The organism is Actinokineospora sp. NPDC004072 (assembly GCF_053604195.1).
Map to the genome: position 1 here is coordinate 118,970 of NZ_JBSGHB010000002.1, position 12,967 is coordinate 131,936.

At 68.5% G+C, this 12,967-nt stretch carries 12 protein-coding genes; 8 read left to right on the forward strand and 4 right to left on the reverse strand.

What is annotated here, in order from left to right:
• Nucleotides 1-297 precede the first annotated feature (297 nt).
• Nucleotides 298-792, reverse strand: coding sequence for an isochorismatase family protein (locus tag ACWEPX_RS02895; protein ID WP_451895374.1), 495 nt, complete (start codon nucleotides 790-792; stop codon nucleotides 298-300).
• Between the two features lie 196 nt (nucleotides 793-988).
• On the opposite strand from ACWEPX_RS02895, the gene ACWEPX_RS02900 reads away from it, so the two are divergent.
• Both ACWEPX_RS02900 and ACWEPX_RS02905 read left to right on the forward strand, forming a co-directional pair.
• The gene (locus ACWEPX_RS02900; protein ID WP_451895375.1) at nucleotides 989-1,420 is read left to right on the forward strand and encodes an ATP-binding protein; all 432 of its coding nucleotides are present in this window, start codon (nucleotides 989-991) and stop codon (nucleotides 1,418-1,420) included.
• A complete protein-coding gene (locus ACWEPX_RS02905; protein ID WP_451895376.1) occupies nucleotides 1,417-2,163 on the forward strand; it encodes a SigB/SigF/SigG family RNA polymerase sigma factor in 747 nt (248 codons plus the stop codon). The genes ACWEPX_RS02900 and ACWEPX_RS02905 overlap by 4 nt, the downstream gene beginning before the upstream one ends.
• A 61-nt stretch (nucleotides 2,164-2,224) precedes the next feature.
• On the opposite strand, the gene ACWEPX_RS02910 is transcribed toward ACWEPX_RS02905, so the two are convergent.
• Nucleotides 2,225-2,521, reverse strand: coding sequence for a WhiB family transcriptional regulator (locus ACWEPX_RS02910; protein ID WP_451895377.1), 297 nt, complete (start codon nucleotides 2,519-2,521; stop codon nucleotides 2,225-2,227).
• A 160-nt stretch (nucleotides 2,522-2,681) separates the two neighbouring features.
• Between ACWEPX_RS02910 and ACWEPX_RS02915 the strand changes: the two genes are divergently transcribed.
• The 3 genes from ACWEPX_RS02915 to ACWEPX_RS02925 all read left to right on the forward strand — a co-directional run bounded on the left by ACWEPX_RS02915 (nucleotide 2,682) and on the right by ACWEPX_RS02925 (nucleotide 3,959).
• Entirely contained in the window at nucleotides 2,682-2,987 is a 306-nt protein-coding gene (locus tag ACWEPX_RS02915; RefSeq protein WP_451895378.1) for an STAS domain-containing protein, read from the forward strand.
• 63 nt (nucleotides 2,988-3,050) lie between these two features.
• A complete protein-coding gene (locus ACWEPX_RS02920) occupies nucleotides 3,051-3,485 on the forward strand; it encodes an ATP-binding protein (RefSeq protein WP_451895379.1) in 435 nt (144 codons plus the stop codon).
• A gap of 24 nt (nucleotides 3,486-3,509) precedes the next feature.
• Nucleotides 3,510-3,959, forward strand: a complete 450-nt coding sequence (locus ACWEPX_RS02925) for a MarR family transcriptional regulator (protein WP_451895380.1) — start codon at nucleotides 3,510-3,512, stop codon at nucleotides 3,957-3,959.
• 259 nt (nucleotides 3,960-4,218) lie between these two features.
• On the opposite strand, the gene ACWEPX_RS02930 is transcribed toward ACWEPX_RS02925, so the two are convergent.
• The gene (locus ACWEPX_RS02930; RefSeq protein ID WP_451895381.1) at nucleotides 4,219-5,220 is read right to left on the reverse strand and encodes a PHP domain-containing protein; all 1,002 of its coding nucleotides are present in this window, start codon (nucleotides 5,218-5,220) and stop codon (nucleotides 4,219-4,221) included.
• Nucleotides 5,221-5,293: 73 nt separating this feature from the next.
• On the opposite strand from ACWEPX_RS02930, the gene ACWEPX_RS02935 reads away from it, so the two are divergent.
• The 3 genes from ACWEPX_RS02935 (at nucleotide 5,294) to ACWEPX_RS02945 (ending at nucleotide 10,371) form a co-directional block, all read left to right on the forward strand.
• Nucleotides 5,294-7,252, forward strand: coding sequence for an acyl-CoA dehydrogenase family protein (locus tag ACWEPX_RS02935; RefSeq protein ID WP_451895382.1), 1,959 nt, complete (start codon nucleotides 5,294-5,296; stop codon nucleotides 7,250-7,252).
• Between the two features lie 134 nt (nucleotides 7,253-7,386).
• Nucleotides 7,387-7,779, forward strand: a complete 393-nt coding sequence (locus ACWEPX_RS02940; RefSeq protein ID WP_451895383.1) for a DUF3040 domain-containing protein — start codon at nucleotides 7,387-7,389, stop codon at nucleotides 7,777-7,779.
• Nucleotides 7,780-8,127: 348 nt separating this feature from the next.
• Nucleotides 8,128-10,371, forward strand: a complete 2,244-nt coding sequence (locus ACWEPX_RS02945) for a hypothetical protein (protein ID WP_451895384.1) — start codon at nucleotides 8,128-8,130, stop codon at nucleotides 10,369-10,371.
• 135 nt (nucleotides 10,372-10,506) lie between these two features.
• On the opposite strand, the gene ACWEPX_RS02950 is transcribed toward ACWEPX_RS02945, so the two are convergent.
• Entirely contained in the window at nucleotides 10,507-12,855 is a 2,349-nt protein-coding gene (locus ACWEPX_RS02950; RefSeq protein ID WP_451895385.1) for a transglutaminase TgpA family protein, read from the reverse strand.
• Between the last annotated feature and the right edge of the window lie 112 nt (nucleotides 12,856-12,967).

Sequence of the window (12,967 nt, forward strand, 5' to 3'; positions counted from 1 at the left end):
TGCCGTTGCCGAGGCTCCCGCGGCCCGCTGCCACCGCGCCCCCGCGCCGCTGCCGAACCTCACGTGACCAGCGCCGCCGCCGATCTCACCGCCGCCCTGTTGAAGCTCGCCCAACCCGCGCCGCTACCAAGTCCCGCACACCTCCGCGCCCCAATCCTCCGCGCCCCCCAAACCTCCGCGCCCCAATCCTCCGCGCCCCCCAAACCTCCGCGCCCCCCAACCCCCATGCCCCAAACCCCCGTGGCCCCGAACCGTGCCCAAACCCCGCACCCCGAACCCGCAGCCCCCGCCCCACCCCTAGAACCCGACCTCACCCCCCACCAACACCCCAGCCGCCGCCAACTCCTCCTCCACCCGCCGCTCAATAACCCCCGCCGCCACATCCCCGTCATAAGTAGCGTGCGCCCCTAGCACCACCTCATACCCCCGCCGCACCGCCGCCAGCGCAGTCGACCGCACGCACTGCTCGCTCTGCATCCCCGCGATCACCACCCGCGCACCAGCAGGCAGCAGGTCCGCCAACCCCGTCCCCACGAAGGCGTCCGGCCAAGCCTTGTCGACCACGTGCTCCCCGCCGAGCACGTCATGCACCAGTTCCCACCCCGGCGTCCCCGTCTCGTCCGGTTCGCCCGTCCCTCCGTTGTTGCGCACGTGCACCACCTGCGCCCCCGCGATCCGCGCCCGCGTGAGCAAGGCGACAACCGCGGCCTCCACCACATCCGCCCCAGGCACCGGATAAGGCGGTCGGAGCATGTTGCGCTGCACGTCGACCAGCATGAGGACATCCGGCATGCCCCGAACGCTAGCACAGGTGTTCGACAGAAAATGTGGTCAAGTCGTGGGTTTGATCCCCGTGCGCGCTGGGTACTGACCTTGCGGACTTCGCCGCCGTGGGGCGGGGTGGAGAATGGTGCCCGGAAGACGGGCAGCGAATCCCACCCCGCTCCACACTTTTGCGGGCGGGGAGCCGGACCGGAGGGAAGCAGTAGTGTCAGAGGTCGAAACCGAGACGGTGACCAGAGCCGCGCGCGTCAGGAACGTCGACATCCTCGTCGGCGCCGACGCCGACCAGGTGCCCCTGGTCCGGTCCTTCGCCGCGGACATCGCGATGCGGCTGGACTTCGACCTCGACGCGATCGAAGATCTGCGGATGGCCGTGGACGAGGCGTGCTCGCTGCTGGTGCGCGCGGCCGCCGAGGGCAGCCGCCTGCACTGCGCGTTCGAGCCGGAGCCGCAGGCGCTGCGGGTGCGGGTGGCGGTGGACGCGGTGAGCGAGCGCCCGCCGTCGGCGGACCCGCTGGCCTGGCAGATCCTCACCGCGCTGGCCGAGTCGCTCAGCGAGCGGATCGAGCCGATGGGTGAGGCCCACCGCGTCACCGTCGAGCTCGTCGCCCGCCCGACCGTCATGGACGCGCGGTGACCGAGGACGTCGACCCGAGGTTCGCCGAGCTGGCGGGCCTGGCCGAGGACGACCCGCGCCGCTCGGTGCTGCGCTCGGAGCTCGTCGCCGCGCACCTGGAGCTGGCCCGCAACCTCGCCCGCAAGTTCGACCGGCGCGGTGAGTCGCTGGAAGACCTCGTGCAGGTCGCCACGATCGGGTTGATCAAGGCCGTCGACCGCTTCGACGTCGGCCGCGGCAGCTTCTACGCCTTCGCCGTGCCGACGATCATGGGCGAGCTGCGCCGCCACTTCCGCGACACCGCGTGGGCGGTGCGCGTGCCGCGCCAGCTCAAGGAGCTGCACGTCACGGTGGCGAGCGCGAGCGCCGAGCTGAGCCAGACCCTGGGCCGCGCGCCCAAGCCGTCGGAGCTGGCCGACCACTTGGGACTCGACCGCGAGCAGGTCTACGAGGTGCTGGTCGCGGGCGCGAGCAAGCAGGGCACTTCGCTGGACGCGCGCCTGGCCGAGCCGTCGGGCGACCGCTTCGGCTACGAGGACGAGCAGTTCGCCGAGGTGGACAACCGCCGCGCGCTGGCCCCGCTGCTGGCCGCGCTGCCCGAGCGCGAGCGGCGGATCCTGGTGCTGCGGTTCTTCCGCGGGATGAGCCAGTCCGACATCGCCCGGCGGGTCGGGGTGTCGCAGATGCAGGTCTCGCGCCTGCTCGCCAAGACGTTACGCCAGTTGCGGGCGGGTCTCGGTGAAGACTCCACTATGGCCGGATAGCGCAGCGCACCGCCCTAAAAGGACGGTGCGCTGCGCTGCGTACCCCAGCGCGGACTGCGGGTCAGGAAGCCTTGAGAGCGCGGCGGCGCTGCGCGATCAGCGTCCGGCGCTCGCCTTCGCCCATCGCACCCCAGATGCCGTACGGCTCCTGCACGGCGAGCGCGTGCTCGCGGCACTGCTCAAGCACGGGGCAGGCGCGGCAGATCGCCTTGGCGCGCTCCTCGCGGGCGTGCCGCGCGGGGCCGCGCTCGGCGTCGGGGTGGAAGAACATCATCGCGTCGGCACCCCGGCAGGAGCCTTGCAGCTGCCAGGACCAGGACTCGGCGACCGGCTTGGGCAGGCGGGTGATCTCGGCCATGGCGTTTCCCTCCCTCGGGTGCCCTCCGCTGGGGTGCGGCGGGGTCGCCTGCGACTTACCCGGCGCTGTCGGGGGTGAAACGGTGTTGTCGTGACCCGCTCGGGTCACGGGGTGATTAGGGTGTGCCGAGCAGGGCAACCCGCGCCGAGGAAGGACGACTGTGGAAACCAAGACCGAGGGCTCCGACCCGATTGTCATCTCGGTGTCGGGCGAGGTGGACCTGGCCACGGCCGCGGATCTGGAGCGGACGCTGTCGGAGGCGATGGCCGGGACCGCCGCGACCACGATCGAGGTCGACCTGTCGCGCGTGGAGTTCATGGACTCCGCCGGGCTGCGGGTGCTGGTGGCCGCCCGCAAGCAGGCCGAGGACGCCGGGCGCACGCTCAAGCTGCGCGCCCCGCACGAGCGGGTGCGCCGGATCATCGAGATCACGGGCTTGTCGGCGGTGTTCGGCCTCAGTGAGTGACGAACATCACCCGGTCACGCGCGGTGTGGTTCACCGTCCGCCGGATGGGGTAACTCCTCGCACATGAAGGCGGTGACTGGTGGCGATCGGGGCGCGGCCGGACCGGGGGTCCGGACGGCCCTGATCCGGCTGCGCAGGCGCCCGGAGTCGGCCGCGTCGGCCCGCTACTTCACCGCTGCCGTCCTCGACTCCTGGCGGGTGGTCGACGACCTGGTGCAGGACGTCCTGCTGGCCGTCTCCGAGCTGGTCACCAACGCGGTGGAGCACGGGGTCGGCGAGGTCGTTCTCGAATTGGTGAATCTGAGCGGCCGATGCCTCCGGGTGCAGGTCAGCGACCAGGGCTTGGGTGCGAACCCGGCCCTGGTCCCGCTTTCGCCCAGCACACCGCGCAGCCGCGGCCTGGCGATCGTCGCCGCGGTCAGCACCCGGTGGGGTCACCGCGGCAACGACTCGGGCCTCTGCGTCTGGGCCGAGTTCCCTCTGGTGCGCCTCGAATAGACCGGGTGTGCCACCCTTGTGCGCATGGCACCCGAGGTTCCCGGCCCGGACGAGGTAGCCGAGATCGAGGCGGCCGCGCTGGCCCTGGGACTCGTCCTCACCCGCGCGAACACCGCCATCTACCCGAAGGTCCCCGCGCTCCAGCTCCGCGCGCTGCACTTCGCCGAGAGCGCCGAACCCCTGACCCTGACCCGGCTGGCGGCCTTGCTCAACGTCCTGCCGTCCTCGGCGAGCAGGCTGTGCGACCGCCTGGAGTCCGCGGGCCTGCTGCGCCGCCGCCCAGGCGAGCAGGACCGCAGGGAGGTCGAACTCCTCGTAACCGACGAAGGCCACGCCCTCCTAACCCGCCTCCGCCACGACCGCCGAGCCGACCTAGGCCGCGTCCTCTCCAACATGACCGCCGACGGCCGCGCCGCCTTGCTAACCGGCCTCCGCGAATTCACCGCCGTCTCCAACGCAGGCGTCCCGGTCTAGCCCCCACCCACCTCCTTCACCACACCACTTCACCACCACCACCCGAGCAACCAGCCCTCCTCGCGCCGCCACCGAGGAAAGCGCCGAGCCTGCGCACCCCCGCCTCCCCGCTCCACGCACCGCCCGGCCCCGCTGGCACCCCCGCCTCCGCGTGCTTCAGCTGGTCGCTGTCGGCCCGTCGGCTTCGGTCCGCCCGCCCCGGCGCCCGCCCCGGCCCGCCCTCACCCGCAGCGGCACCCCATCCCCAGCCGAGCCGCCCCTAGAAAGCCGCCAGCATCTCCTCCGCCGACCGCGTGTTGATCACCCGATCCGCCGTGATCCCGCACTCCTCAGCCCGCGCGCACCCATACGGCTGCCAATGAAGCTGCCCAGGCGCATGCGCGTCGCTATCGATCGCAAACACACACCCGAGATCCGCCGCCAACCGCAGCAACCGCCGAGGCGGGTCAAGCCGCTCCGGCCGGGAGTTGATCTCCACAGCGACCCCGTGCTCCACGCAAGCCCCGAACACCTCCTCAGCATCGAACTCCGACTCCGGCCGCCCCTTCCCCGTGACCAACCGCCCCGTGCAGTGCCCCAGCACGTCCACCAGCGGGTTCGACACCGCAGCAACCATCCGCCGCGTCATCTGCCGCCGCGGCATCCGCAGCTGCGAGTGCACGCTCGCCACCACCACATCCAGTGACGCCAACAACTCCGCCTGCTGATCAAGCCCCCCGTCGTCCAGGATGTCCACCTCGATCCCGGTCAGAATCCGGAACGGGGCCAGCTCGGCGTTCAGCTCGGCCACCACGTCAAGCTGCCTGCGCAGGCGATCCGCGCTGAGCCCGTGGGCGACCCGCAGCCGCGGCGAGTGGTCCGTCAGCGCCATCCACTCGTGCCCGAGCTTCTGCGCCGCCTCCGCCATCTCCCGGATCGGGCTGCCCCCGTCGGACCAGTCGGAGTGCGTGTGGCAATCGCCACGCAGGGCCTTGCGCAGCTCCTCACCGCCTTGGGGCGGCCCGCCCCCCGCCTTCGCCAGCAGCTCGGTCAGGTACTCCGGCTCGCCCCCGGCCACCGCCTCCGCGATCACCTTCGCCGTCGACGCGCCGATGCCGGGCAGGCCGGTCAGCGTGCCCGCCTTCGCGCGGGTGGCGACCTCGCCCGGGGGCAGGTCGGCGATGACCTGGGCGGCCCTGCGGAACGCCCGGACCTTCTGGGTGTGCGCGCCGGAGCGTTCCAGGAACAGCGCGATCTGCCGGAGCGCCGAGACGGGATCCATGCGGGCCAGCCAACCGCAGGCGGCGATCTTGCGCCAGTGAGCGGAGCACGGGATGCGCCATTAGCGTCGGGACATGGACATCCCGGACACCCCACCGATCCCAGCGGAGGCGCTGACCGGCCTGCTCGACGGCCGGTGGGCGCACGTGCGCGCCGAGGCCAGGGCGCGGATGGCCGAGCGCGGCCTGCCCGACACCGCCGACCTCACCACCGAGGGCTACCGGGCCGTCGTCCACACCGAGCTGCGGGAGCTGGCCCGCACCGGCTACCCGCGCATCGGCTTCCCCACCGCCTACGGCGGCGACGGCGACCCCGGCGGCGCGCTGACCGCCTTCGAGATGCTGGGCTTCGGCGACCTGTCGGTGATGGTCAAGGCCGGGGTGCAGTGGGGCCTGTTCGGCGGCGCCATCGAGGCCCTGGGCACCGAGCGCCACCACGACCGCTACCTGCGCCCCCTGATGGACCTCGACCTCGCGGGCTGCTACGCCATGACCGAGACCGGCCACGGCTCCGACGTCCAGAGCTTGCGGACCACCGCGACCTTCGACGGCGACGGCTTCGTCATCAGCACCCCCGACGACGCCGCCCGCAAGGACTACATCGGCAACGCCGCCCGCGACGGCCGGGTCGCCGTCGTCTTCGCCCAGCTGGTCGTCGGCGGGGTCGGCCACGGCGTGCACGCCCTGGTCGTGCCGATCCGCGACGAGGCCGGGAACGTGCTGCCGGGCGTGCGCATCGAGGACTGCGGCCCCAAGGCCGGGCTCAACGGCGTCGACAACGGCCGCATCTGGTTCGACGACGTGCGCGTCCCCCGCGACGCCCTCCTCGACCGCTACGGCTCCGTCGACGCCGACGGCGCCTACCACAGCCCGATCGAGGGCGACGCCAAGCGGTTCTTCACCATGCTCGGCACGCTCATCCGCGGCCGGATCAGCGTTGCGGGGGCGGCGGGCAGCGCGGCGAAGAAGGCGCTGGCCATCGCCGTGCGCTACGGCGACCGGCGCCGCCAGTTCACCCACCCGGACACCGGCGACGAGGTCGCCGTGCTCGACTACCTCGCCCAGCAGCGCAAGCTGCTGCCCGCCCTGGCCACGACCTACGCCCTGCACTTCGCCCAGGAGGAGTTGGTCAGCAGCCTGCACGACCTGCCGGAGGACGCCGACCGCCGCGAGCTGGAGTCCCGCGCCGCCGGGCTCAAGGCGATCAGCACCTGGCACACGACCCGCACGGTGCAGATCTGCCGCGAGGCGTGCGGCGGCGCGGGCTACCTGATGGCCAACCAGCTCCCCAGGCTGAAAGCGGACACCGACGTGTTCACTACGTTCGAGGGCGACAACACGGTGCTGCTGCAACTGGTCTCCAAGGGCCTGCTGAGCGGCTACCAGCAGCACATCGGCGAACGCGGCCTCGGCCGGGTGATCGCCGACCAGTTCGTCGAGGCCGTGATCGAACGCACAGCCGCCCGCGCGGTCATCGAGCGCCTGGTGAACGCCGTCACCTCCCGCGACGAGGAGACCGACCTGCTCGACCGCGGCTGGCACCTCAAGGTCTTCGAGGACCGCGAGAAGCACGTCCTCGACACCCTCGCCCGCAGGCTCCGCCGCGCCGCGGACCCCTCCGCCGACGCCTTCGAGGTGTTCAACTCCGCCCAGGACCACGCCCTGCGCGCCGCCCGCGTCCACGTCGACCGGATCGTCCTGGAGGCGTTCGTCGCCGCCATCGACCGCAACCCGTCGCCGCTGCTCAACCGCGTCTGCGACCTCTACGTCCTGTCGAACATCGAGGCCGACCTCGACTGGTTCCTCGGCCACGGCCGCTTCACCACGGCCCGCGCGAAGGCCGTCACCGGCGCCGTCAACGCCCTGTGCCGCACCCTGCGCCCGCACGCCGTCACCCTGGTGAACGCCTTCGCCATCCCGGACTCCCTCCTCGCCGCCCCGATCGCGTTCGGTGACATAACGAACACGGATGGTGGTATTGGTATGACCGGATCACGTTCGGGGGAGGAGTCCGGCAAAGCTGTGGCCCGGTGATCCCGGATCGGGTAGTCGCGGCGTTGAATGCGCCGTATCCTGGTGGACGACACCCCCCGGCGGGGGTGCCCGCCGGGTCCGGCGGCAACCCGTGATCGCCCGGCGCCCGCGACCGCAGTGCCGGAGGAGGAACGATGCCACTCTCCGAGCACGAGCAGCGACTGCTCGACCAGATCGAGCGCGCGCTCTACGCAGAGGACCCGAAGTTCGCCTCCACCGTCCGAGGAGCACGCCTACGCAAGCCGTCGAGGCGGCGCAAGCTGCAGGGCATCGCCCTGCTGCTGCTGGGCGCAGCGCTGCTCGTGACCGGTGTGATGCTGCCCAAGGTGGGCGGGGTCCCCGTGGTGAGCCTGCTCGGCTTCTTGATCATGTTCGGTGGCGCCCTACTGGCCTGGACGTCCTTCCGCAAGGGCGACAAGACCAGCGCCGAGGAGAGTGAGCCAACCGGCACCGCCCCCCCCAACCGCAGCGGCTTCTCCCAACGAATGGAAGAACGCTTCCGCAAGCGCTTTGACGAGGAGCGCTAGCACCCAGCAGACAAACAAGCCGGTCGGCCCCCAAGGGCCGACCGGCCTTTCGCATGCGTGCCTGGGAACGCACACGAGCGACCATTCGTGCCCTTACCCATAAGTCGTGCCTAACCCATAAGGAACTTGCCCATTCACCCAAAGTGACGCGCCCCCGCCCAACTGTCCGGTGAGGGGCGCATTCGTGGACGGTACTACCAATAGTTACCAACTGGCAACGCTACGTGCGAGTCCGCGCGTACTCCGTGAGCTGCCCCCGATGGAGGTAACGGCTCAGTGGCTGCCGGCGACCCCTTGGGATAGAACTGTGGAGTTACCCGAGCGGCACCCGACGGCAAGGAGCTCACTGTGGCCATCACTACCGAACGGTTCACCATGGCCCTGCAACGCTTGGAGCCAACTCAGTGGCGGCCGTTCGAGCGTTTGGCCTCCGTCTTTCTTGCTGACGAGTTTCCGAATCTGCGCCCCACCAGCGGCCTATCGGGTGACGGTGGCGCCGACGCCCTGCTATTCGAGGTGGAGGACGATCCGACAACGGTAGTCCAGTACTCGGTTCGCGTCGATTTTGCCAAGAAGATCGATGAAACCTGCAAGCGTATTAAGGTGAAGTTTCCTGCAGTTCGCATCTTGATCTACGTCACAAACCAGCCTATTGACTCGAAGGCTCCCGACCTCCGTCGCGAGATTCGCAAGAGTTATGGCCTACACTTGGACCCACGAGGTCTTGATTGGTTGATCGCGGTAAGAAACGCATCAAGCGCAACGATGGCCGAAGCGGAGGAACTTGCGCAACTTGTAGTAGATCCCCTAATTAGCAATCCGACACGCCTTATAGAGAATCAGGCGTACGCCCTTGATGATCTTGAGATGAAATCCGCATTCATCTACCTGCGTTTGCAATGGGAAGATGACACGCGCGAAAAAGGGTTGACCCGCCTCTGTTTCGAGGCTGTCGTTCGTTCGATTCTGCGAGAAACGACGAGCGACGATCGAATGACAAGAGCGGAGATATATGCTCACGCCGCAAAACTACTGCCGGGTCAACATGGAAGACTTCTGAAGGAGCAGGTAGACGGCGCCCTCGGTAGGTTAAACAAGAAGTACATCCGCAGCTGGCAAAAACTGGATGAATTCTGTCTAACCTGGGCCGAGAGAGTACGCTTGGCTGAGAGAATATCGGAGCTTTCCCTACTTGATGCAGTCCTACGAGAACATATTAGGGCTGCCATTGAAATCTCCGCATCAGAGTCGGGCCTAATGCTGCAAGAATCTGACATCTCCGGCCTAGTTGATACGTGTCGGTCGATGATCGAAGAAGTGCTACTCAACAGGGGGGAAGCCTTTGCTGTCGCGGTATCGCGTGACCGAGGCACGGACGTGCGGCCAGCGGACATTGAGGCTGTAGTTAGCGCGGTCGAGGCCAAAATTGGGGGGAAGCTAGTACTGCCCATACACATTCTAGCTGCCACGCTCCAAACTCTACTGGTATCTCCACCCCCTGAGGTCAAGGCATTCCTGCGCAGCTTGGCTGACACATACACGCTGTTCGCGTTCATGCGCGAAACTCCGGATGTTCAGTCGGCCGTTGTTAAGATCTTCTCCGAAGGTGACATATGGCTCGACACGTCGGTGGTGTTGCCGATCCTTGCCGAGGAGCTACTGGAGACTTCCGCAAGATCTCATACAGAAATGTTCTCGGCTGCATCCAGCTGCGGACTAAAACTGCATGTTACTTCCGGTGTTGTTGAAGAACTTGCTACACATATTCGTAGATGCAAGGCGTACTTGAGGGCAACGACTGCTGGAGGCGCTCACGGGTCGCCCCCTTTCCTCCTCTACTCGCACCGCTTGTCTGGTCGACCTGACAACGAGTTCGAGGTTTGGTTGGAGAACTTCTGCGGAGAGAACCCAGAGATCGATCTTGTTGAGTACCTTTCCGAGGTCCACAAGATCGAAGAAGAATCGTTGTCGAGCTATGTGGATATGTCCGACCTGAGCCTGCGGGCTGCAGTGGCTGAAGCATGGCATAAGAACAGGGAGTACAAAGAGCGACGGCGAGCTCAACTAGGTATTCCGCCCCTTGATAGTGCAACTCGCGAACGGCTGGTGAGCCATGACGTTGAGAACTATGTAGGAATTATCGTTCGCAGAGAGCAACGTCGTGAACGTACTTCGGCATTCGGTTACAAGAGTTGGTGGCTTACCCTAGACAGAACAGCTTTTAGACTGAGAGATGAGATTGCGAGCTTTGTGGGCGGCCGACCGCCAGCATCGCCTGCGATCAGCCCGGACTTCATGCTCAACTATCTTACTATCGGCCCCGTTCGGTCGCGTATTAGCAAACGTGGCGCAGATTCCATCCCACTCATGCTGAACATGTCTGTCCTTGATGCAGTGCCGCAAGATCTACTTGACTTAGCCGACGAACTGCGGGAAAAGATGTCAGACCTGCAGCCCCGAATCGTTCGACGAAAGATCAGGGAGACTTTAGAGGATGCGCGGCGGCTTCTGGGTCCAATCGGAAGGGCGGGAGAGGTGGGTCTTTCCGAGGACATTAAAGCTCGCCTAATGGCCGTTGCGCAGAGTCGGTAGTGCTAACATTAAATTACAGCGTGCCTGCCAATTAATGCGAGTTCACCCCGTCGGACCCACCGCACGAAGCCGCGCGACCACCCAAAACCGCGTGACCCCCACGCGCAAGTCCCGCGACGGACCGAGCGAGCCCCCTCACTCCCGCCGACGCCGCCGAACCACCGACCGCGGCATCACCCGGGCCTTGAACGCCAGTGGCGAAGTCCTCCGCAACCCCGCCACCACCTCCTCAAACGCCCCCCTCAACCGAGGATCGACCTCCCGCCCCCCATACCAAGACCTCTCCACCGAATCCACCACAGCCCGCAACGCCTGCCGCCCCGGCTCATCCAGGCTGTGCTCCTTCGCAATCCGCCGCGCAGCCAGCCGAACCGTATCGGACGAAGGAACCAATACGCCCCGATCCTCCGACTCTGCCAACAATTCCCGCCACACCGCCGCAGCCGGATCGAGCGATGACCCCGAAAGCGCCTGCTGCACCTCATGCCGCCGCCACCCCCGCACGCAAGCCGGAATAGCGGCAATGCACAACACCAGCCACAACGCCGACAGCCACCACGAAAGCGCCCCCAGCAGGAACACCCCCGCAAGGATCACCGACGGCACGGAAACCCACAGCATCCGCCGCCTGACCACCACCGCCAGCGCGATCAGCCCGACCCCGACCCACACCGGCCACGGAATGGACAGCCCCGACTCATCCTCATCAGGCGCCGCACCCGCGTCCGTGGTGATCTCCTCGTCCTGCGGCGCTGCCGACGGCTCCCGCGATCCGGTCGGGATCTCCTCCTCGGTCACCCCGGTCGACGGGTCGGTGCTCGGGTTCTCCTCGACGTACGGCGGCTGGTAGCCGCGGCCGTCGGAGAGCGGGGTCGGGTCGAAGGTGACCCAGCCTTCGCCGGGGAAGAAGACCTCCACCCACGCATGCGCGTCCTGGGTGGTGATCGACCGGTAGTCGCCGGACTGGTAGCCGGCGGTGAAGCCGATGGCGACCCGGCTGGGCAGACCCGCGGCCCGCGCCAGCAGGGCCATCGAGGAGGCGTACTGCTCGCAGTAGCCGACCTTCGCGCCGAAGAGGAAGTCCTTGAGCGCTTCGACGCCCGAGGCCTGGCTGGTCTCGGTGCGGTAGCGGAAGCCGTTGGACGGGGCGAAGTACTCCTGTAGCGCCACCGTCTTGTCGAAGGCGTTGGACTTGCCGCGCACCAGGCGTTCGGCCAGGGCGACCACCTCGGGGTCGATGCCGTCGTTGACCAGGTAGGCGGGGTCCAGCTCGCCGTAGTCGGAGCCGGTGCGGCGCAGGTCGTCGGCGGTGGGCTGGCTGAGGTCGGCTTCCTCGACGTACTTGGGCAGCTTGCGCGCGTTGCGCGAGTACACCATGCCGCCGCTGGGGTCGTAGAACATGCCGGGCGGCAGGTCGCGCAGCTGGCGGGGCGTGCCGTACACCGGGGCCCACAGGTCCTCGGAGTTGATCGGCTCGATCTCCACCGCGCTGACCAGGCCGCCGCCGTCGTCACCGGGGCCGAGCGGGAGCAGGCCGTTGGCCGGGATGTTGTCCGGCAGGGCCTCGGCGGGCTGCCAGCCGCCCGCGCCGTCGTAGCGGGGGAGGGTGAGGGCGCGCAGGTAGCGGCCTTCCGTGCCCAGGCCGCGGACCCGGAACAGCTCGACGTTGGCGCCTTGGCTGAGCATGCCGCGCAGCGCGGTGAACGGCTTGAGCGCCAGCCCGCCCTCCGCCCCGCCGCCCGCGCCCCCGCCGGGCAGGCTGCCGATCGTGCCGACCGCGGTGGCCGTCGCGCCGACCAGCAGCCCCAGCGCGAGCGCCACCGACACCAGCGCGGACGGCGAGCCGATGCCGCGACCGGTCCCCGGCATGACCGGCCGGTTGCGCCACACCTGGTTGCGGTGCGCCCCATCCACGGCCAGCAGCACGGCGAACGCCGTAGCGCCGAGGACGAACGACCACCAGGGCAGCATGTCGTCGGCCAGCGACGCCGGAACCGCGTACACGCACAGCAGCACCAACCCGCACGCCGCGGGCGTCCCCGCCGCCACCGCGAGCGTGTCGACCAGCACCCCGACCAGCCCGATCGCGATGACCACCAGGCACAGCACGGGCGTCGTCGCAGGCACCGGCGGCACCCCGACCCGCACCGCCTCCACCGACGACTCCAGCACGACCCCGAGATCGCCGATCGCGGCGGGACCGGGGAGCAGCCCGAGGATGCCGCTGCTGGTGAACAACGCGACCAGCAGGCACAGCAACGCGAAGAGTTGCGCAACCGCCACCAACAGCGTCGGCGTCCGCAACGCCCGCAACCCCAACCCGGTCGCGGTCACCACCATGAGCGCGATGCCCGCATACCCGAGCCACCGCATCCCCTCGATGACCCCCGCCAACGCGGTCGACGCGCACAAGGCGGTCAACGCAGCAACCACCGGCGTCACGGTCACCGACCACTGCGCCTGCGGCGTCTCCGGCTCGCTCACCAACCCACCCCCGAGACCCTCCGGCCCAACCCACCCGCCAGCGACCGCTCACTCACGTGCCCACCCCCGCGCCGTGCCTGCTGCCCGAGTCGGCCCGCGCCGGTCAGCGGCT